General features: G+C 36.8%; 17 protein-coding genes and 2 pseudogenes. 16 read left to right on the top strand and 3 right to left on the bottom strand.

All coding sequences use genetic code 11. The features are described from left to right. The first annotated feature begins 46 nt into the window (after positions 1-46). The 8 genes from D7I46_RS05640 (at position 47) to D7I46_RS05600 (ending at position 8,793) form a co-directional block, all read left to right on the top strand. Complete coding sequence (locus D7I46_RS05640; RefSeq protein ID WP_120772008.1) at positions 47-814, top strand: MurR/RpiR family transcriptional regulator; 768 nt, start codon at positions 47-49, stop codon at positions 812-814. A gap of 3 nt (positions 815-817) precedes the next feature. Continuing rightward, a complete protein-coding gene (locus D7I46_RS05635) occupies positions 818-1,537 on the top strand; it encodes a LytTR family DNA-binding domain-containing protein (protein ID WP_120772007.1) in 720 nt (239 codons plus the stop codon). A gap of 362 nt (positions 1,538-1,899) precedes the next feature. Continuing rightward, on the top strand, positions 1,900-2,709 hold the full coding sequence (locus D7I46_RS05630; protein ID WP_120772006.1) for a hypothetical protein: 810 nt from the start codon (positions 1,900-1,902) through the stop codon (positions 2,707-2,709). A 12-nt stretch (positions 2,710-2,721) separates the two neighbouring features. Continuing rightward, the gene (locus D7I46_RS05625) at positions 2,722-3,120 is read left to right on the top strand and encodes a hypothetical protein (RefSeq protein WP_120772005.1); all 399 of its coding nucleotides are present in this window, start codon (positions 2,722-2,724) and stop codon (positions 3,118-3,120) included. Positions 3,121-3,276: 156 nt separating this feature from the next. Beyond that, on the top strand, positions 3,277-3,738 hold the full coding sequence (locus D7I46_RS05620) for a hypothetical protein (protein WP_120772004.1): 462 nt from the start codon (positions 3,277-3,279) through the stop codon (positions 3,736-3,738). A gap of 858 nt (positions 3,739-4,596) precedes the next feature. Beyond that, the gene (locus D7I46_RS05610; protein ID WP_120772002.1) at positions 4,597-6,006 is read left to right on the top strand and encodes a PTS sugar transporter subunit IIC; all 1,410 of its coding nucleotides are present in this window, start codon (positions 4,597-4,599) and stop codon (positions 6,004-6,006) included. Between the two features lie 481 nt (positions 6,007-6,487). Further along, positions 6,488-7,846 carry a glycoside hydrolase family 1 protein gene (locus D7I46_RS05605; RefSeq protein WP_120772001.1) on the top strand — a complete coding sequence of 453 codons (1,359 nt, stop codon included), beginning with the start codon at positions 6,488-6,490 and terminating at the stop codon, positions 7,844-7,846. A gap of 143 nt (positions 7,847-7,989) precedes the next feature. After that, positions 7,990-8,793 (top strand): alpha/beta fold hydrolase, encoded by an 804-nt coding sequence (locus D7I46_RS05600; RefSeq protein ID WP_120772000.1) that lies wholly within the window; start codon positions 7,990-7,992, stop codon positions 8,791-8,793. Between the two features lie 109 nt (positions 8,794-8,902). Here D7I46_RS05600 and D7I46_RS05595 read toward each other — a convergent pair whose 3' ends face one another. Further along, positions 8,903-9,256 (bottom strand): iron-sulfur cluster biosynthesis family protein, encoded by a 354-nt coding sequence (locus D7I46_RS05595; protein WP_120771999.1) that lies wholly within the window; start codon positions 9,254-9,256, stop codon positions 8,903-8,905. A gap of 408 nt (positions 9,257-9,664) precedes the next feature. On the opposite strand from D7I46_RS05595, the gene D7I46_RS05590 reads away from it, so the two are divergent. The 8 genes and pseudogenes from D7I46_RS05590 to D7I46_RS05555 all read left to right on the top strand — a co-directional run bounded on the left by D7I46_RS05590 (position 9,665) and on the right by D7I46_RS05555 (position 19,409). Continuing rightward, positions 9,665-10,030, top strand: a complete 366-nt coding sequence (locus D7I46_RS05590) for a hypothetical protein (RefSeq protein WP_120771998.1) — start codon at positions 9,665-9,667, stop codon at positions 10,028-10,030. 143 nt (positions 10,031-10,173) lie between these two features. Beyond that, a pseudogene (locus tag D7I46_RS05585) lies at positions 10,174-11,415 on the top strand (NAD(P)/FAD-dependent oxidoreductase); the annotation flags it as partial. Between the two features lie 185 nt (positions 11,416-11,600). Continuing rightward, on the top strand, positions 11,601-13,643 hold the full coding sequence (locus D7I46_RS05580; protein WP_120771996.1) for an NAD(P)/FAD-dependent oxidoreductase: 2,043 nt from the start codon (positions 11,601-11,603) through the stop codon (positions 13,641-13,643). Between the two features lie 113 nt (positions 13,644-13,756). Next, positions 13,757-14,428, top strand: coding sequence for an L-serine ammonia-lyase, iron-sulfur-dependent subunit beta (gene sdaAB / locus D7I46_RS05575; RefSeq protein ID WP_120773300.1), 672 nt, complete (start codon positions 13,757-13,759; stop codon positions 14,426-14,428). A 56-nt stretch (positions 14,429-14,484) separates the two neighbouring features. Continuing rightward, positions 14,485-15,360, top strand: coding sequence for an L-serine ammonia-lyase, iron-sulfur-dependent, subunit alpha (gene sdaAA, locus D7I46_RS05570; protein ID WP_120771995.1), 876 nt, complete (start codon positions 14,485-14,487; stop codon positions 15,358-15,360). 547 nt (positions 15,361-15,907) lie between these two features. Beyond that, positions 15,908-16,369 carry a CopY/TcrY family copper transport repressor gene (locus tag D7I46_RS05565; RefSeq protein ID WP_120771994.1) on the top strand — a complete coding sequence of 154 codons (462 nt, stop codon included), beginning with the start codon at positions 15,908-15,910 and terminating at the stop codon, positions 16,367-16,369. An 83-nt stretch (positions 16,370-16,452) separates the two neighbouring features. Beyond that, positions 16,453-16,656, top strand: a complete 204-nt coding sequence (locus tag D7I46_RS05560) for a heavy-metal-associated domain-containing protein (RefSeq protein WP_120773299.1) — start codon at positions 16,453-16,455, stop codon at positions 16,654-16,656. A gap of 558 nt (positions 16,657-17,214) precedes the next feature. Then, positions 17,215-19,409 (top strand): annotated as a pseudogene (locus D7I46_RS05555) (heavy metal translocating P-type ATPase). Here D7I46_RS05555 and D7I46_RS13265 read toward each other — a convergent pair. Together D7I46_RS13265 and D7I46_RS05550 are read right to left on the bottom strand one after the other, a co-directional pair. Next, positions 19,406-19,561: a hypothetical protein gene (locus tag D7I46_RS13265; protein ID WP_162930840.1), complete on the bottom strand. Its 156-nt coding sequence runs from the start codon at positions 19,559-19,561 to the stop codon at positions 19,406-19,408. The pseudogene D7I46_RS05555 and the gene D7I46_RS13265 sit on opposite strands and share 4 nt — an antisense overlap. After that, positions 19,558-22,203 (bottom strand): YfhO family protein, encoded by a 2,646-nt coding sequence (locus D7I46_RS05550; protein ID WP_120771993.1) that lies wholly within the window; start codon positions 22,201-22,203, stop codon positions 19,558-19,560. The genes D7I46_RS13265 and D7I46_RS05550 overlap by 4 nt, the downstream gene beginning before the upstream one ends. Between the last annotated feature and the right edge of the window lie 26 nt (positions 22,204-22,229).

Here is a 22,229-nt window from a genome sequence, read left to right as displayed (position 1 = left end):
ACTGTCAGCATGCTGACAGTCATAGAAAAGTGCTGATGTTAAGCTTATGATTAATTTTTCACCAGAACAAGTCAGAACACTCAATGAATTAGAGAGTTCAGTCTTTAATTTTATATTGGCAAATCTTGGTATTTCAGAAGGTCTATCCGTAAGAGAACTTGCTCAGGCTGTTCATGTTTCAACTGCAACGGTAATGAGAATGACCAGAAAGTTAGGCTTTGATGGATGGGTGGAGATGAAGTATTACCTGAAAAATCAAAATCAGGTTGATGAAGTCCCTGTCAATTATTATGAAAATCTGCTACAACTTGACTTGTTTTTAAGAAAAATTACCTCGAAAGAGTCATCAAGGAAACTTGAGGCGGCAGTAGAGTTAATTCAACAAGCGAGGTATATTATTTTTATCGGTGTCGGTTCATCTGGGGCTTTAGCGGAATATGGTGCTAGATATTTTACCAATATTGGGTTAGAATCTTATGCTATTTCAGACCCTTATCAAGCAATCAAGGGTAAGGGCGCACCTGATGTGCTGAGCATAATTTTGTCCGCTTCGGGTGAAACGGATAAAATTATTGAGCGAGTTGTTAAATTGCGTGAGGAGCGTTCTGCAAAGATTATCTCTATCACAAATCAGTCAGAAACGACCTTGTCTAAATTATCCAACATCAATCTTACTTATAATTTTCAAACAGAATATTCAAATTATGACCCGCTGGAAAATTTGACCTCACAACTTCCTGTTGTTGCTTTTTTGGAGATTTTGGCACATAAAGCTGTGGAGCAAGTCAAAAAGATAGATAAGAAAGAATTTTAACAAATGAATAGTGTCATGATTGATGCAGAATTTTATGCAGGCAATCGTCTTGAAAGTTTTGTCCTCCAAGCAGAGGAAAAGCTAGAAATTAAAAATAAGATTTATACAACGCGCGTGTTTTACAATCATGAAGATGCCTACCGTTATCTTCAAACTTACCATAATGAGATAAAAGCGTGTTTTATTAAAATTGCAACAAGGCGAGAGTTAGAAATTCTCAAAAAGATGCAAAACTTAAAAACTCAAGCTTTTTTCATGATTTATACAGATAATCCAGAATTGAACTCTGAATTACTTGCCTTTACAATATCTCAACTCTGGACACATATGACCATAAAAAGTGAACATGATGATGAGATAAAGAAAATGATTGAAAAAGTGCTAGCTTATACTTTTACAAATAACCTGAAAACAGTAGAGATAAGCGGTTATCCTGTTGCTGTAGATTCTATTTTGTATATTGTATCAGACAAAATTCATCGGAATTATCTTAAAGCAGTGACAAAGGACAATGAGTGTCTCATTCGTGGAACAATTGCTGAAGTAAAAAATAAAATCCCAGATTTAATTTCATTGGGGCGTGGATTATTGGTTAATCCAAAGAAAATACGACATATAGAAGCAGATGGATTGACTTTGAGTTTTGAGCAAAGTCTAGTGAAAATAAAAGCACCAGCCAGTTGTAAAAAAGAGTTAAGGTCACTAAAATCTCATGATAAATAAAATAATCGACTTCAAAGAGGTTGATTATTTTTGTTTTTATCACTTCATCACGTAAAGTTTTGTTTTCGTCACAAAAACATAAACTTCGTCACAAATTTGATAAAAAACGCAAAAAAACACTTGCAATAAAAAATGACAAGGCTTACAATAAAAATATAAAAAAGAACAAAACTTATTGGCGATATAGATAAAGCGAGGTACAAATTAATGGCAACATAGAAGAAGTGAATAAAACAATGAATATTAAAAGAAAGTAGAAAGCAGGCAAATTTTCAAAATGAAGAATTTATCAACGTAAGTTATGATTTCAGAGCATCTCTTGAATTAGTAACTTACAGACTAAACAGAAAAGAGAACAAATTATGAATACGAAAAAAGTTTTTACTGGAACACTTGCAGTTAGCGCTTTATTTATGGCGGGAATTACTGTAAAAGCTGATGATGCAGTGGCACCAAGTGTTGAGGTATCAGCAAATGGAGCTGTTAATTTAGTTGTGCCAGATGATGCAGATAAAGTAATCACAGATACAGATAATCAAGTGAAATATCAAGTAGATGATGCTGTGAGCTTGGACAGTACCACAGGTGGCGATGACTTGACGGCACCAGTGACGGTAGATAGTCAAGTTACATCAGATGATGGAAATGTTATTGAAGGGGTAACGACTTACACGGCTGATTTAAGTCATGCAGTGGTTGTTGACGATAATAGTTCAGAAGATGGATTTGGTTTAGGGGCGATTTCACTAGGAAATCTTTTTGGAACGAAGGTGTTCGCTGCTGATAATACTAGTTCTAATAGTGCTTGGGATTCTAGTCTAGGAGTCGAGCTTAGTATTGAAGTTTATTGGACAAAAACGGTTAAGAGTAACGTCTCCTATGGAGTAGTTACCAAAGTTACAGGGGGATTTTCAAGGAAAGATACAACTATTAGTGTTACCTCTTCATCAGTTTTTGTGGCTTCCAATTCCAATTTAACTTCTCAGCAAAAAAATGTTAGCGAGGGGACTTCATCAAGTTGGACGATTAGTCCCAATTATAAATCTGTAGCATTAACTGGAAATTATCAATTAGGAGCGAAATATACCGCTGATTTAAAACGAGGAACTTCATCAAAATGGTCAGTTACGGTAAATGATAATGTAGCAGGGGGTATGGTTAGACCATATTAAGGGAGGTGTGCCATGAGGGTAGTAAAGAAATATAGATTGGAGATGTCAATTTTAGTTGTTTATTTTCTAAGTTTATTATTGCCGTTTAACTCCGTATTGAGTTCAGTAACCTATGGATATGTTTCAAAGAATGGAATTAACTATTTTAGCCTTTCTTGGAAATATCCAATCTTCTTAGCATTGACGCTGGTTATCTTCTTTTTGATAAGAAATGAATATAAAAAATGGGTAATGTTACTCAGTGTTTTAATTGTTATAGTTTGGTATCTAGCTTACCCTATTGCCTATGCGCGTGTTAGTATAAACTACTTTTTTGAAGTATTTAGACTTTTTCATATAGGCTATTACCTGAGCTTTGGAATATTGTTGATTTTTCTTGTAATAGTATGGAAAGCAAGAAGTAAAGTATAGAACACATCCAAAAAAGATAGAAAAGATAAAAGATTATGGAGGACTGAGGGAGCAGCTAATTTGACTTGAGGAACAAAAAGTGCTTGGAATATAAAAAATTCAGGCTTTGGCTTGGGGAGGTATTACTCATGATGATTGGGGTATAGGAGGATAAAAATGAGAGTGAAAATTTGGCATATGATTCTAGTTTTTATAGCGTGGGTAGGCTTGATGTTTCTTCCTGCCACGGTTAATCAGATTAAACTAAATTCGACATTTGATATTGCTAAAAGTCGTGAAAACTATTTTTACTATTTGATGACACAGAAACCTGTAACTAGCATAATTTTAATTCTTTTATTTTGTGGGGTGGTTATTGGAATTTTGAGAAAATGGAGGATGACGAAATATTTTGCGTTTAGTTTCATGGTTCTTTATATCTATGATATGTTTCTTAATCTGGTGTTGAGTCGTATTTTTGTAGGTGTTTCTCTAAAGGTAGCTTTATCCAAAGAAACATTTGAGGGACTTTGGAGAACTTTTGGGTTAGGATTTTTCTTAGTAAGCCTTGTGGGAATAGTTTTCTCAATATTACTTTTTGTTTATACAATTAGTGATGGAAAGAAGCAAAAAAGGTAACAGGTGGGTATGATATTAATCATGGTTTATCAGCAATATCATCTTCTGTAATAATTGGCTAGTCCGCTAATCTTACGCAGATAATTCATAAAGTGAAAATGAGGCTTAAGTAAATGAAAAAAGCTATTATATCTACCTACTTTATAAGTTTGCTTAGTTTATTTCTTCCATTCATGGCTACTTATAACGATAACTTTAAGAGAACAACAATTTCTGGTTTTGAATACTTTTATAAATATCATAGTTGGCAATATCTGCTTATCTTTCTCCTACTTTTGTTGTTTTATAGGATGATTGATAGACAGTATGTAAAATACAAAAGATTAATTCCTTTTCTTCTCACGATTACTCTGATTATTTGTTATTTTGGACTTCCGATAACTTATGCTATACAAAGTAATTTGAGACTAGGAAGTGAAGTGTTAAAATTTCATGAGTTTGGATATTTTATAAGTTTTGTATTATTTATGATTACTAATTTTCTAGTATATTGGGACTGTTTTAGTAAAAATGGTAGCTATGATAAATGATAATGTAGAGAGTAGCATGATGAGACTGTATTAAGGGGGACATACGATGAAAATACTCAAGAGATATAAAGTTGAACTATCCATTTTAGTTGTCTATTTTCTAAGTTTATTGTTGCCATTTAACTCTATATAGAATACATTCAAAAAAGATAGAAAAGATAAGAGATTATGGAGGGCTGGAGGAGAGACTTCTAAAATAAATTAATTTTTTTCAAATGTAACCATTGCTGTAACATGTAACTAATGCCTAAAATACCGTTTACAAATATATTTGTAAACGGTATTATGATTGTGTAAGCAATTTTAATAAATCTAAAGGAGACTATTTATGAATGAGTTTATAAATAATAAAATTTTGCCTCCAGTCATGAAATTTGTTAACACTCGAGCGATTACAGCTCTGAAGAATGGGATGCTTTATGCGATGCCATTCATCATTGTAGGTTCAATTTTCTTGATTTTGGCAAATCTTCCAATCCCTGCAGTTGCAAATTGGTTGTCAACTAATGGCTGGTCTGAAGTTTTTAGCCAAGCTTTCAGTATGTCCTTCGGTATTTTGGCGATTTGGGCTGCGGTCGGGATTGGTTATAGTTATGTCAAAGATGCTGGGCATGGTGATGTTGCTTTGCAAGCAGGTTTGACATCACTTTCGGCATTCTTTATTATTCAATCGCTGACTATTGCAAATCCCATGACAGCGGCGCTTGCAAATGGTACAGGTACGCTCACAGGTAAGGAAGTCACAGCCGCTTTTGACAAATTACCCAGTGCCGTACAAGGTCTTTTGAATAGTCCAGTGACAGGTGTTCTTAATCTGACTTGGAATGGTGGTCAAGGGATGATTGCTGCCATACTGATTGGACTTTTGAGCGGTTGGGCTTATAGCTCAATGATTAAAGCAGGTTGGAAGATTACCATGCCTGAGCAAGTGCCTTCAAATGTTGCCAATCAATTCACATCAATGATTCCAACGGGTGTAATTATCATTGGAGCAACGGTAGTTTATGCTTTGTTTAATAAGATTGGTCATACGGATGCTGTAACATTTATTTATCATTGGTTGTCTGTTCCTTTGCAAGGACTTGGCGGTTCATTTGGTGGAATTATCATCATCTCACTTCTAGTGCCATTCTTTTGGTTCTTTGGTGTGCATGGTGGGATTATCATGGGTGCGATTACTGGTGCTTTCTTGATTCCTAACACTTTTGATAATGCTGCGCTTTACCAAGCCCATAAGTTGTCGTTGGCAAATGGTGCACATATTGTAACGAATGAGTTTTATAATAACTTTATCAACTTGTCAGGGTCTGGGATTACTTTTGGACTGATTATTTTCACTATTTTCCTTGCAAAATCTCAACAAATGAAGTCAATTGGTAAAGTTGAGTTGGTTCCTGGTTTGTTCAATATTAATGAACCATTCCTGTTTGGATTGCCATTGGTTATGAATCCAATTTTAGCCTTGCCATTCTTCCTTGTACCTGTAGTGGTTTCAGCAACGGTTTATGGTGCGATTTATTTCCATATTGTTCCACCGATGAACGGAGTGGCTGCGCCTTGGACAACACCTCCAATTATCTCAGGTTTCTTGATTGGTGGCTGGCAATACGCTGTTTTGCAAGCAGTCGCTTTACTAGAATCGACTTTGATTTATTTACCATTTGCGCGTAAATACGATAAATTACTTTTGCAACAAGAAGCTGAAAATGAAGAAGAACTTGAAGTAGAAGCACATTAAAAAATTGATGATTGATATAAAAATTGAGTCTGTCAGTACTGACAGACTTTTTAACAAAGCAAGTACTTGCTAACTCCACCACCTTTTGGGTGGTGAAATAAACAGCACTGTTTGCTGTCCATTCGCTCTAAGCTGCTAAAGCAGCAGGGCGAAGTGGCTCGCTACGGCACGAAAGTGCCTAGTCGAAGTCGCAACTCACTCCGTGCTTCGCACGCTGTTCTCTAAATGGTCTACGCAACTCCGTTGCTCCGCTGTCCTCTATTCGTATGCAAGCAGAGCTTGCAACGATAGAGGCAAAGCGATAAGGCGAAATGGCAAGCTATGCTTTCGTTCTACTGTTTTAAAGTCTTCGCTTAGACTTCAGGGATAGGGAGACCTCATATGATGTGAGGTTGTATCCTAACATTGATGGGGGAGAAACTTCCACACCAATGCAATAATTAATTCAACAAAACTGTCAGTTAATGATAAAGGGGGAAAAATGAAAAATAAAATGCCAAAAGGTTTTTTCTGGGGGAATTCAACGTCATCCATGCAAACAGAAGGAGGCTGGAATGAAGGCGGTAAAGGTCAATCGGTCTATGATGTTGATACAGCAGGGCGAACGGCTAAAAATTGGCAGATCACAATTGATAATTTTCATGGTTATCGACATGATTTTGATTTGATGAAGGAAATGAACATGAATATGTATCGTTTCCAAATTTCTTGGTCACGTGTCGTGCCAGATGGGGATGGTGATTTCAATGAGCAAGGCATTGCTTTTTATAGCGAAATGATTGACGAGCTGCTTTCACGTGGGATTGAGCCGATGATTTGCCTTTATCATTTTGATATGCCACTGGTTTTAGCAGAAAAATATAATGGCTTTTTGAGTCGCGCTGTTGAAGAAGCCTTCGTACGCTTTGGTAAAGAGATGATGCGTCGTTTTTCAAGTCGTGTCAAGTATTGGATTGTATTCAACGAGCATAATTTATATTTTGCAGAGGGATTTGAGCATTATTCTGGTGTCCTAAAAAAAGAATTAACAGTGAATGATTGTTATACTGTATTTCATCATACGATGCTTGCTCACTGCGAGCTTGCTGATTTTCTTCATGAAATTTCTGATGCAAAAATTGGTGGAATGTTGGCGACAACAGAGGTTTATCCTGCCTCGACTTCGCCAAAAGATAGTTTGTATTTGAGAAAATTTGATGAGTTTTACAATCGAAATCTCTGTGATGTTTATGCTTTCGGACATTATTCAGATGAAGTATTGACTTTTATTCGTAATCACAAGATTGAGATGGACTTTCAAAAAGGTGATGAACTGATTTTGGAGAGAGGGATTTCGGACTTCATTTCATTTTCTTATTATCGTTCGGTACTTCTGGATGCTACAACATTAACAGACGAAGATGTCCCCAATTTTTATCTATCAAAAGCAATGAAATTAAATCCACTTCTTTCACATAACCAATGGGGATGGTCAATCGACCCAGAGGGTTTTAGACGCATTTTGAATCGAATTTATCATGAATTTGGATTGCCTGTCTTTCCAATAGAAAATGGAATTGGGCAGGATGAATCTTGGGATGGTGAACACGAGATTGAAGACGATGTGCGCATTAATTATCATAAGGAGCATATCGAAGCAATGAAAAATGCAATGTTCCTTGATGGTGTGGATATAATAGGGTATTTAGGATGGGGGTTGATTGATATTCCAGCGTCAGGTGGAAATATTGACAAACGTTACGGTGCTGTATATGTTGAGCCAGAAACACTCAAACGTGTACCGAAAAAATCATTTCACTGGTTCAAAAAAGTTTTTGGAAGCAACGGTGATGAGTTCTGAAAGTAGGAATATTTCATAGGGATGAATCAAAAATCTGTCAGTACTGACAGATTTTTTGGTACAATGAGAAAGTTAAAAGCATTTGCTCACTCAATAACTTTCAGGTGAGTGCATAAAGGATTTATAGCAGTATAGGAGAAAAAATGTCTTTTTTTATAACCAACGATAATGTGAAAATAAATTTTCATGATTACGGAGATAAAAATAACCAAGCACTGATTTTAATTGGTGGATATTCATCAAGTGAGGTCACTTGGATTTGTCAAATTGATGATTTTGTAGCGGCTGGTTACCGCGTGATTACTTACGACCATCGTTCACATGGCGATTCTCAAAAAGTTGATTTCGGAATGACTTTGCATCGTATTGCAACTGACTTACATGAATTAATCGAGTATTTACAGCTGTCAGATGTTGTCTTAATCGGTCATTCTATGGGCGCTGCAACGATCATGGCTTACGAAGAATTATTTACTGACAGAAACCTGTCAGCAGTGATTACAGAGGATCAAGCTCCAACTTTTTTAAAATCAAAAGATTGGCTTGATGGTAAATCTGGTAGAACTTTAGAAACATTGGGAACTTTTATTGATGATTTTCCTAAAACAAGACTGACGCAAAAACCACTTTCTGATGATATAAAACGTGAGTTAGGTAAAGGGATGAAACCCTTTGATTTCAGGCGTTATCGCTCACTTTTACAAAATGTTATTTTGCAAGATTGGCGGGCGGAGCTTACTCAGGAACAGATTCCCCACTTGTTCTTTGCAGGAAGTCAATCGCCAATATTTCCATCAAGCCATGCCCAAGCAGCACGTGATTTGCAGCCTAATCCTGACTCAGAAGTCCAAATATTTGAAGGCTGCGGACATATTTTGCATTTAGAAGACAGCAAAAAATTTAATCAAAGTGTACTTTACTTCCTTGAGAAAATAAAAAAAGACTGATAAAATTAGTCTTTTTACTCTGTCAGTATGCTGACAGAACAATCAGCAGGACAAATCATTTTTCTATCTGCACTTTTGGTCACATTGAACTGACAGAAATCTGTCAGCATTATTTTTGCCTATAATCAACAATTTCGATATGAGGAGCGATTTGTTCGCCTCGTCCCATAATTTCAATCAAATGATTAGCAGTTAAACGAACATTCATTTCTTCGTCAAAATACATCATTCCCCATTTTTTACAGAAAAACTCACCCATTGGAGAATCAATACGTCCGTCAAACACAGCAGGTACAGCACCTTTATCAACTAAAACAATGCGATAGCGTGTAATTCCGCAGCATGAACTATCAATCATCTCGGTGCTCAATGTGTGGTCAAAATCTAAAACAAAATCCCCAGTTTTCGATTCTGTCAGTTCTGACAGACGTTTGGTAATATTATCATCAAATGTAATTTTCATTTTTTCTCCTATAATATTGTAAGGAGGGCAAATTCAACTGAATGAGCCTTACTTTTAAAATTCAACTTTATTTTATCAAACTTATCAGCCAAATTCTACTAGTTCAGCTTAGTAGATGAACTCATACTGTTTAATCTCTAAAATACTTTTTGGAGTTAAGGTTGACTTTATCTTCGCAGATTCATAGTAATAGTGCTGATACATCTAAAGCAAACTTTGATCAGTTTGAAATAAGTAATGACAAGCAGTATTTGTATGTTTCTGTGTTCTAAAGTTTATAAAACAATATCAATTCGTTGAATGATAATCATAGTTTAAAAATTAATAAGTAAAAATTAATTTGTATCTCATTTTGTTCTAATTAAAAAACTTGATAAAATAGAAGTAATAAGAGAGAGGAGGTGTTTCATGAGACATAAAAGAATGGAAATACCAGAAAATGACCATCCACATATTGAGGAAATTTCAAACACCAGTCCTAAAGTAGAAAGCGCGGTGATGAAGCTCATTGTTGACGGTTATTTGCACGGAGCTCAGACCTGTGAACTGCATGATGGGAAAATCCTTGGAGTAAGCATTCACCACGGAGCCTGTGATAATGTTCACTTCTTTATTGACAATAATCACAAAATTACAGTAGAAGTCCATCAAGGTATGAGCAGAATCACTGTGATGAAAAACAAAAACATTGAGGATATTGAATACATCCTTCCTTTTACAAAATGTTTTGGTGTAACTGAAGGTCAGGTCATGCAAAATTACTCAGAGGAGTAACACACAAAAGTCGTGACAATACGGCTTTTTCTTTTCTAGCTTTTTTGGAAATCTAAATTTATAAACAACAAAGTGTGTATTTTAATTAATAAAGTGTATAATATCTTTGACTTTATTAATTATTAGTAGGAGGCCAAATAAAAGTGGCTAAGAAAAAAATAGTTGTTGTAGGTGCAGGATTTGCTGGTGTATCAGCAACACGTCTGTTGGCAAAAACACTTAAAAATGAAGCAGAAATTACGGTTATTGACAAACATGATTTTCAGACATCAATGACTCAGCTTCACGAAGTTGCAGCAAGCCGTGTTGAACCTGATGCCGTACAATACCAATTAAGTCAAACAATCGGAAAGTTTGATAATGTAAAATTAGTTAAAGACAGTCTTGTAGAACTCGATAAAGCAAATAAAAAAGCAATCACTGTCAAAGGTAGTTACGATTATGACTACATTATCGTATCAATGGGTGGAGAACCCAATGATTTTGGAGTACCTGGTGTAAAAGAATATGGGTTCACCCTATGGTCACTTGAAGATGCCTTGAAAATCAAAGCTCAATTGAAAAAAATGGTTGAAGCTGCAAAGTCAGAAACGAATCCAGAAAAACGCAAAGCTTTATTGACTTTCAGCATCGCAGGTTCAGGATTTACAGGTATTGAGATGGCAGGTGAACTGATTGACTGGCGTAAAAAAGTTTCTAAAAAATACAACGTTCCTGAATCAGAATTTACGATTAACGTTGTAGAAATGATGCCGACGATTATGAATATCTTGGATCGGAGTCTGGCAGACAAAGCACTGGCTTATCTACAAAATAAGAACATCAATGTTCTTGTAAATCATGGGATTACAGCTGTTTCAAAGAATAATATCACAGTAAATGTCGGTGGACGTGATGAAGAAAAAGTAACCAAAGAAATTGCAGGATACACGCTCATCTGGACGACAGGTGTTCAAGGAAATACGGAAGCAGAAGGCTGTAAATTAGCTGAAACAGAACGTGGGCATCGACTTCAAGCCAACGAGTTTATGGAAGCCGTAGGAGATGAAAATCAAGGAATTTATGTGGCAGGAGATGTATCAGGATACATCGTTCCAGAAAATGGACGACCAACACCGCAGATTGCAGAAGCAGCAGAGCAAACAGGAAGTACAGCAGCTAAAAATATTATTGCAGCTATCAAAGGCGGAGAGAAAGCGAAGTTTGAAGGAAATTATCGAGGAACTTTAGTATCGATCGGTTCAAATTACGCTGTCGGAACAGTTGGGAAATCAAAATTAAGTGGTTTTTCTGCGACGTTTATGAAACATATGGTTTATCTCGTTTATACTTTTGAAATTCGTTCAGGTCATTATTTCTTCAAGTACATCAATGACCAGCTCTTCCACAAAGGAACGATTTAATCTCTTAAACTCACAAAAAAATCAGGTAAATATGAATAAAAATGAAAAATCTTCTAATTAGATTTATTAGAAGATTTTTCTTGTGTAATAGTTTACAAATTGCTATAAAAAGGATATAATAGTCTCTGACATTATTATTATATCACTATTAGGAGACTGATTTTAAAATGACTAAGAAAAAAATCGTAGTCATCGGTGGTGGGGTTGCTGGGGTTCATGCAACACGTGAGCTTTCTAAAAAGCTTAAGGCAACTGCAAACATCACTTTGATTGACAAGCATAGCTATCACACTACGATGACACAGCTTCATGAAGTTGCGGCAGGGCGTGTGCCTTTTACAACAGTTCAATACGATTTCCAAAAACTTTTAGGGAAACGCAAGAATGTTAGCATTGTAACGGATTCTGTTGTCAGCCTTGACAAAGAAAACAAAAAAGTCATCACAAAACATGGTAGCTACGAATATGACTACGTCATCGTTGCTCTCGGTGGAGAACCAAATGACTTTGGTGTACCAGGGGTCAAAGAACACGGCTTCACACTTTGGTCGCTTGAAGATGCGATGAAAATTAAACGTCAATTGGAAACAGTTGTACAATATGGCTCTACTGAAGTTGATGATGAAAAACGTCGCGCTCTTTTGACTATTTCTGTTGCAGGTTCTGGTTTTACTGGGATTGAGATGGCAGGTGAATTGATTGACTGGCGTAAAAAAGTTTCAACAGATTGGAAGATTCCTGAAGAAGAAATCACGATTAACGTTGTTGAAATGATGCCAACCATTCTTAATACTTTGGACCGTAAACAAGCCGATAAAGCCCATGCTTACCTTGAAAAGAAAAATGTTCATGTGTTGACAAATCATGGTATTGTTGAAGTTGCACAAGATCATATCAAAGTCAATGTTGGTGGACGTGACGAAGAAAAAGTTGCTAAAGAAATTCCAACACATACTTTGATTTGGACAACAGGAGTTCAAGGAAATACAGCAGCTAAAACAAATCTAAATGAAACAGAACGCGGTCATCGTCTTCAAGCTAATGAATTCATGGAAGCAGTTGGTTTTGAAGGACAAGGCGTTTTCGTTGCTGGTGACGTGTCAGGATATATTGAACCAGAAACAGGTCGTCCTACACCACAAATCGTTGAAGCTGCAGAACAAACAGCAGGTACAGCAGCTAAAAACATTATTGCTGATATCAATGGTACAAGCAAACAAAAACATACAAGCAAATACCAAGGAACAATGGTTTCTGTTGGTTCAGCTTGGGGTGTTGCTAAAATCGGAAATGCTCGTTTGACAGGTTTCTGGGCAATGATGATGAAAAATATTGTCTACTTCATCTATACATTGCAACTTCGCTCTGCTCACTATTTCTGGCGTTACGCTTTGAATGAGGTATTCCGTACAGAAGATAACCGTAACTTTATGCGCGGTCACGCTTCACGTCGTGGTAATGTTCTTTGGTCACTTCCGCTTCGTTTGTTCTACGGATTGATTTGGTTGCTTGATGCTGTACCAAAAGTATTCGGTAATTCTGATCAATCGTGGATGGGAAATACTGTAAAAATTTCCACATTCTTGAAATCAAACGGAGGCTGGCTTGAAAAGCCTGTTGCAAAAGCAGCAGATGCAGCAGCTGGAGCTACAAGTTCTGCTGCTAGCTCAACAACCAAAGCAGTAGCAGATGCAGCGGCTGGAGCAACTACTGCAGCTGGTGGTAGTGGAGCTACTCATGCAGCAGCACAACACGTTGGATTCTGGGACAGTATTTTCCGTACTACAACAGATGCAAATGGTGTTAAACACGTTTGGGGCTTGACTTACGAATACGGTACAATGCCAAAAACGACAACAGCAGGTGTGCCTCACTGGATGCAACCTATCATGAAAGTCTTCGTACCAAATTACGAAGTAGCGCTTTGGTTGCAACGTATCATGTCAATCGTTGAATTGCTTCTTGCCTTAGCTATCATTGCAGGTGCTTTCACATTTATTGCTTCTGCAGCAACAGCTGGTTTGACTTTGATGTTTGCAACGACTGGTATGTTGACTTGGGTATCACTTTGGTATATTCCAGTTGCGATTGCCCTCATGAATGGTTCAGGTCGTGCATTTGGTCTTGATAGATGGATTCAACCATGGCTTCAAAAATGGCTTGGACAGTTATGGTATGGTAAATCACGTTCTATTTACAAAGGACGTTAATCTTGTAATCTTTAGATTTAAGCGACTCCTCGGAGTCGCTTTTTCTACGACTGAAAATCACTCAAATTTATGGTATGATATTTGGAGATAAAAATTCAGAAAATGGTGATGAAGTGGATAATTTTAGATATAAAAGTGTTTTTGATATTATTGGGCCTGTGATGATTGGGCCTTCCAGCTCACATACAGCAGGAGCAGCGCGTATAGGTAAGATTGTGCGCTCTATTTTTGGTGAACTTCCTGAAAAATTAGAAATTCATCTCTATGAATCATTTGCTAAAACCTATCGGGGACATGGAACAGATGTTGCGTTAGTTGCTGGGGTTTTGGGAATGGACACTGATGATGAACGATTACCCCAAGCACCACAGATTGCTTATGAACAAGGGATGGAGATAAGTTATGTTCCTCATCCAGAAGACAGAGCAGAACATCCTAATACGGCTCGTTTAATTGCTAAAAAAGGTGAGCGGACAATGACAGTAACAGGGATTTCCATTGGTGGTGGGATGATTCAAGTGACAGAATTAAATGGCTTTGATATTGCAATTTCCGCAGGAGTTCCTACATTTGTCGTCATTCATGAAGACGTACCTGGGATGATTGCTAAAGTGTCAAGTGTTCTCTCCGAACACGGAATAAATATTGCTCAAATGAATGTTACTCGAGAAGCAAGAGGTGAAAAAGCCATCATGATTCTTGAAGTAGACACGCCAAATGTGGAAGAGGTAATCGAAGAAATGAAGTCTATTCCACGTCTTCATGCCGTGAACTTTTTCAACTAGTAGTTTGTGATGGTGCTTGTGATTGAAGATAGCGTAAATGATAAGGAATAATAGAGATGTTTAAAAATATTGCAGAATTGATTGAGGATTCTAAAGAATACTCCTCTGTAACAGAACTAATGATTGCCATAGAGATGGAGCAAACGGGAAGAGAGCGTAAACAGATTTGGGAACTGATGGAACGAAATTTGGAGATAATGCTTAATTCTGTTGATAAAGGCTTGCTTGGAGAAAAATCTTTAACAGGTTTGACTGGAGGAGATGCAAAATTAATGAATGAGTATATCCTTTCGGGAAAAGCTTTGTCAGGTGATATTATCTTAGGTGCAGCAAGAGATGCTGTGGCGGTAAATGAGGTAAATGCGCAAATGGGGTTAATTTGTGCGACTCCAACTGCAGGTTCGGCAGGTTGTTTACCTGGAGTATTGACGGCTGCAACGGCTAAACTTTCTTTGACACACGAAAATCAGATTGAGTTTTTATTTGCAGCAGGTGCATTTGGATTAGCTATTGCAAATAATGCGACTATTTCAGGAGCTGAGGGCGGTTGTCAAGCTGAGGTGGGTTCAGCTTCAGCGATGGCATCGGCTGCTTTAGTTTTAGCTGCTGGTGGTACTGCTGAACAGGCTGGCTTTGCTATTGCTCTGGTATTGCAAAATATGCTAGGGTTGATTTGTGACCCTGTCGCTGGTTTAGTTGAGATACCATGTGTGCATCGAAATGCGATGGGTGCTTCTCAAGCTATGATTTCTGCTGATATGGCCTTAGCAGGTATAAAAACAATGATTCCAGTGGATGAGGTTGTTAATACGATGTATAATGTTGGACGAACTTTACCAACTGCTTTCCGTGAGACTGCTGAAGGAGGTCTAGCTCAAACTCCTACAGGAAGACGTATCATGGCCGAAATTTTTGGTGAAGATAAGAATTAATCAGTTTTCGTGGACTGGTTTAACTAATAGGGACTTTTTGTTATATGATTTAGAGGAATCAAATTCGAGATGTATGTTAGGTCTACTTTAAATACTCACTCTAAACATCCTATTGTTTTGAGTGAGCTAGCATGAATTGAAGAGAGTTAGTGGGTATGTCGTAATGTTGAGTCGTTGCCATATGAATAGATGATATTGATTTTATTGATAATGAGAGATATTACTTGACTTTTTTTGTTTACAATTGTAAACTTGTACTATAAAAATGAAAATAGAATTGAGTTCAATTTTTATAGTAGTTCTGCTTTAGATATCCTATAAGATTTTATTATTAGTGCCTGAAGCTGAGATATTATGGTCATTAAAGTTTTTGATTCACTGTCAATTTGGAGTTATATTTTAATCAAATCAATTGTAAATTGACTCTAAAATGATGTGTTTTACATCACGTGATTCATTATTTTTGATTTTTTATCAAAGGTAAAGAAAATTTAGTAGAATATAATAATAGAGTTGAACTCAGCTCTTGCAGGAAAGGAGAGCCAAAATGAATGACGTAGAATTTAATGTATCCAATGCAGAATTGATTGTGATGCGTGTGATTTGGTCTTTGGAGGAAGCAAGGGTCGATGAGATTTATAGACAAATTCCGCAAGACTTAGATTGGTCTATTGCAACAGTAAAAACTTTGCTTGGTCGCTTAGTAAAAAAAGAAATGCTGAGTACCGAGAAAGAGGGACGTAAGTTTGTTTATAGACCTTTGATGGAAGAGTGTACAGCAATCAATCTTATGGCAGATGGGCTTTTGGAAAAAGTTTGTGCTACGAAACATGTGAATGTGTTAAAAGATATGATTGAAAAGTCAACTTTAACTGCCCAAGATGTTGAGTTGCTGAAAACAGCACTTGAGGCCAAAGAAGTTGTAGATATTAAGCACTGTAACTGCTTGGAAACAACGGGAACTTGCGCTTGTAGACATGAACATGAACATGAACAAATTGCTGTATGATAATTATAGAATTATCAGTGAGTGTGTGTTTGGAAAGATAAGATAGCCGGTTAATAATTAGAAGAGAGAAGTAAATTATGACGATGAAAGAAACATTGAAAATTGAAGGTATGACTTGTGAACATTGTGTAATGCACGTAACCAAAGCATTGGAATCAGTTGAGGGAGTGGCAAAAGCAAAGGTTTCTTTAAAGAAAAATGAAGCTTTGGTGAAATTTGATACTCCTGCAACCCTTGAAGCAATGAGCGCTGCAGTAACTGAAGCAGGTTATAAAGTAAATTTATAATAATTTATGTTTGATTTTTCTTAGGATTAGGAAGTCAATTAATTTGTGGGGAGAGCAAGTTTGTTAAAATAGTTGGAATGAAATAATCCCCAAAATCTAGTTTCGCTCGATAATAACAAAATCATCTTCATTATTTTAATGAAGATGATTTTTTGTATTAATACTTGACAAAATTCGTTTACAATTGTAAACTATAAGGTGTAGTATTTGTCCATTTTAGAATTTTGGGATGATAGGATACTAATCATACTTGGTATGTCATGGCGTGAAGCGAAGTTGTGATGTCAATTTGTTCTTGATTTTTATAATAGTTCATCTTTAATTTTTTCAAAAATTATGATGAGATGGATTTTGAAGTTACTGCTTTAAGATGTTGAGAAAATCATTGATTTTCTTGAAGTGTAGCGATGGGTGCGAAAATGGTTTACATAAATCGTCAAATAGCATTGCAATGAAGTTGGCGGTGTCTATGTGCTTGAGTGATAAAAAGATTTAAAGGAAGGGGTTTGGATTCACTTATCTTATTGATGTAAAGTGGTTTGAATTCAGGTTTATGAGATGAGAAGTCAGAGTTTTGTTATTACAGGAATGACTTGTGCAAATTGTGTTAACACAGTTTCAAAAGCGTTGAATGCTTCAGAGAAAGTTACTGAGGCGACAGTAAATTTGGCAACAGAGAAAGCAAAAGTGGTTTCGGATGAATCGATGTCTGATGCAGAAATCATTGCTTTGGTTGAAAAAGCTGGATATGGGGCGATTGTAAATGATAAAGCGCATCAGGAAAAAATTGCTCAAGAGGTGGCTAGAAAAGCGAGAAATCTGCGTTATTCTTTTTGGGGAGCAGTGGTTTTGACTTTACCACTGGTGATTGCAATGTTTGCTTCAATATTTGGACTTCATGATTTGGCTTGGGTCATGTTTTTGCATAATCCGGTGTTACAGTTGATTTTGGCTACACCTGTGCAATTTGTTGTGGGAAGTCGTTTTTATGTAGGCGCCTATCATGCTCTACGAAATAAGTCAGCAAATATGGATGTTTTGGTTGCGTTAGGAACATCTGTTGCTTATTTTTCAAGTTTGATTTTGGCTGTCTTTATGGGACAGAAAAATGCGTTGAACTTTGAGTCTTCGATGGTAATTATTACTTTAGTGGTGATGGGAAAACTCCTTGAGCAAAATGCTAAAGAAAAAACAAGTTCTGCTATCACTGGGTTGATGTCTACCCGTTCAAAACTGGTGCATACGATGGATGGAGACCTTGAAATTGAGCAGGTCAAAACTGGTGATGTTATCAAAATACTTCCAGGTGAGAAAGTGCCACTGGATGCAATGATTTTATCGGGTAAAGCTTCTTTTGATGAAAGTCATTTGACGGGGGAGTCATTGCCTGTTGTGAAAGCAGATGATGATGTACTTTTTGAAGGCGCAATTAATCTGGATGGTGAGATTAAAGCTGTTGTTGTGCATGATTTGAATGATTCGACAATCTCTCGAATGGTAGAGATGATGAGCGAGGCACAAGGTTCTAAACCAAATATTCAAAAATTGGCGGATAAAATTTCGGGAATTTTTGTGCCAATTGTACTTGGAATTGCTCTGGTGACTTTTATCGCAACTTGGCTGATAGGTGGAGTGTTGTTGACAGCGATTATGCATTCGGTAGCGGTGTTGGTGATTGCGTGTCCATGTGCTTTGGGGTTAGCGACTCCAACAGCGATTATTTCTGGGACGGGCTTGGCGGCTAAGAATGGTTTATTGATAAAAAATACAAATGCTTTGGAGCTTGCAGGAATGATTGGAACGGTGTTTTTTGATAAAACGGGTACAATTACGACTGGAGATTTTGAATTAACTGATTTTAGAGTACAATCAGCTGTTGACAAAAGTTTTGTCAACGTTGACAGAAAATCAAAAGCTTTCGTCAGTAAATTTTCTGGAGATTTGAATGGTAGTGATGCTTTTAAAATCCTTGCAAGTCTTGAAGCGCATTCTAATCATCCATTAGCACAATCCATTCAATTTGACGGAGAATTGTACGAGTTGTCAGCACTGACAGAAATCGCTGGACGAGGTTTGTCAGCAGAAATTGATGGTCAAAAATATTTTGCAGGTAACGATAAGTTAATAAATGATTTGAATTTGACAATTCCTTTTGAAACGGAGGATACAGTGATTTATCTAGCGAATGAAACGCAGCTGCTTGCTGTTGCAACATTTGCCTCCACTGTAAAAGCAGAGAGTGTAGCTGTCATTGATAGACTTCGCAAGCAAGGATTAAGAACGGTGATGCTGACAGGGATAACAAAGTGTCAGCTCGTAAAATTCAAGAAATTGTAAAACTTGATGAAGTGAGCGCAGGATTGTCACCAGAACAAAAAGCAGAGATCGTGCAAAAAACACCACAATCTATGATGGTTGGTGATGGAATCAATGACGCGATTGCGCTATCTTCGGCAACTATTGGGCTGGCGATGGCTACAGGATCTGACATTGCGATGAAAGCAGGAGATGTGACAGTTATTGGTGGTCAACTTCACAAATTGTTATCATTTTTTGAAGTGTCAAAAAGAACGATGATGAAGATTAAGCAAAATTATTTTTGGGCTTTTGTCTATAATATTATTGGAATTCCACTGGCGGCTTTTGGTTTGTTAAATCCAATGATTGCGGCCGCTGCAATGAGTTTATCCTCTGTTTCTGTGATTTTGAATTCATTGTTACTGACTAAAGTAAAAATAAAAAGTGTTGATTAATCAACACTTTTCTTATTGTATAATTCTGGATTCAATAACCCGCCTTTACTGAATTTAACTTCAATAAACTTGGTTTTTAATGAGTAACTTACAGGGATAGCGAGAGCAACACAGATGCCGAGTACGGCTGGGATGAGTGATTTAGTTTTCATCTTTTTGAACCTCCTGATTTTCTGCTTTTCTTAGCAATATGGTCATATGTTATAAATAACAAAATTCCGCTGATAAAGCAAATAATACCTACTTTCAAGCCTTGTGGGAAAAAGTGCAAAGTCAAGGTATGTGTTCCGGCGGGAACATGGACTTTGCTGAAGCCATTTTGCGCTCTGGTGATACTGATTGTTTTACCGTCAATCTGGGCACTCCAACCTTTATCATAAGGAACGGTAAGGAAGATATCACCAGTTTCTTTTTCAGAATAAGCTAATTTTGCACCATTTTTGATGAGTTGTACTTGTGGGCTATGTGCTCTTAGTTTATTCATTTCGGTTGTGTAGAGTTGTGTATTTAAGCTCCAAAATGATGTTGTATCAAAGCTCACTTGTGAATTTTCTGGGAATGAAAGCGTCACTTTGAGGGGAGTAGCATTTGAGAAAGCACCTAGATTAAAAAAGCGACCAGTATCATTTGTGCCAACGTAATAATTTGCCAAAGAATGTGTTACACCTTGACTACTTGAGCTGACGCTAATCATTGTATTTGTCGCGGAGTCACTGATATAGCTGATATTTGGAACGGACAGATAAATTTGACTATGAGCGGGTGCAGTAATGCCATAAGTGACCGAGACGTCTGTTACAGTTGATGTTTTCTTGCGCGTCAGCGTGACTGAGTTACTATATCCTGTGATTTTATCATCTGTATGCTCACTTGTCGTGTAAAATTCTTTAAAAATAGGTGATTTTGTTTTTGTCAGTGCTGACAGAAAGTTGGTTTGATTTTTTATAATGTCTGATGTCTGATCGGAAGTTGAAAGTTGAGCATTTTTAAAACCGCCTGGGACGAAAATTCCAAGACTTTGTACCAAACGATTCTTTGTCAGTGACGACAGGTTTTTGTCAGTAGACACAAGAGAAAATCCATATTTATCGGGCTGAAATTGATTGATGTTATAAGCGACACCGAACAGAGAATCCATTAAGAGCGTGTTACCAGGGTAGCGTAGGTTTAAAAAAGTATCATCAGTGTGAAAACCGAGTTCCCGCATGACTCTACTAGAATTGCTATTTCGCACTGATGAAAATTGTGAGATGGCATTAAATCCATACTTCATGCCATCATTAGCGGTGTCTGGTGTTGTGTTATCTGCTCTGGCAAATGTTGTTCCAGTCAGATTCTGGATTTCTTTAGCAATCGGACTGAGGAGTTTGACCTGAGTATTGTAGTATTCGCGACTGGCGAAATTCCATTCTTTTTGAACACCTTGAATCTGATATAAACTGTTAATACCACTTTCAATAATCATAAAAATTGAGAGAATAATAACAAACAGATGAGAGGGAATCCAATTTCTAATGGAACTCATAGATAAGATGAAATAGGCTAATCCAAAGAGAAAAGTCAAAAGGACAGGACTGGATTCAAGGTATTTATAGTTGCCAAACATAACTGTGGCAAGAAATCCTACTGACAGAAAAGCTGTCAGTAAAATAATGCACCAAGTTTTAAATTCATGCCATCTGACAAGGCTTTCTAAAGCCATCAATACAATAATCAGACTAAACAAAAAGGCATATCTGTGCAAAAACATATTGGGAGAATGCATCCCTTGCCAAAATAAATCTAAAACTTGTAAGTAAAAAGAAGCAATAAGGAATACAAGAATTCCAAGATAAGCCAGCTTTGTTTTAAACCGCACTGAACGCGTAAAAAAGAAGAGAATAGCAAGCGCAAATGGCATCATACCAACGTAAATCATTGGTACAGCAGAAAATTGAGTCGTATCATAAGAGCCAACAAAGTTCTTAGCAAAAATGTCTAATGGATGAGAATTGTCTGTGAAAGTTCCTGTCAGCACTGATAACGCATCAGAATTATTTGCCTTTAAATCAAGATACATTGGCAGTAACATGATAAGACTAGAAAAGCCTGCTAATCCTGATGTAATCACAAAATCAAAGGTCTTTTTCCAAGACCACTTTGCTAGGTTTCGAGCCAAGAAATAAAGAACAAGGAAGAGCGCAACCATAAATCCAAAATAATAATTTTGAATGAATAAAATGAGAAGTGTGACAAAATATAACCACCGATGACCAGTATCCATCATTCGATGTAATCCCCAAATGACTAGAGGGAGTAAGATGAAAACGTCAAGCCACATGATAATTTCAAGTTGTGAAGTTAAAAAACTCATCAGTGCAAAAGAAGTGCTGACAGCAACTACCATCATTATTGACAGCTTTTTATACATATTTTTGAAACTAACAAAAGCTGACAAACCAATAAAACCAAATTTTAAAAGGGTAATCAGATATAAAGCATCTGGCATATTATGAACATTAAAGAAAAATGTGAGGGGCATGAAAAAACTCCCCATATAATAAGCGGAAAAAGCATAAAGATTTAATCCTAGCCCACTTGTGAAGGTATATAAAAATCCCTGCGTACCGCCAGAATGTAGAATATTTCGATAAAGAGAATGAATGGCGACATACTGATGATAAGCATCTCCAGCCAAAATAGACCTGCCACTGCCCCAGTAAATTCCAGTCATAGCAAGACCCACTGCCACTAATAGAAGTGGAAGAATGAAACTTGCAAGCAATGCCCATTTATTATTTTTGATAAACTTCATGTTTATAGTATACCAAGATGTGAGTA

Origin of the sequence: Lactococcus allomyrinae (assembly GCF_003627095.1) — a bacterium.
In the GTDB taxonomy this organism is placed as follows: Bacteria; Bacillota; Bacilli; order Lactobacillales; family Streptococcaceae; genus Lactococcus; species Lactococcus allomyrinae.
This window is presented reverse-complemented; position numbering and strand designations above follow the sequence as displayed.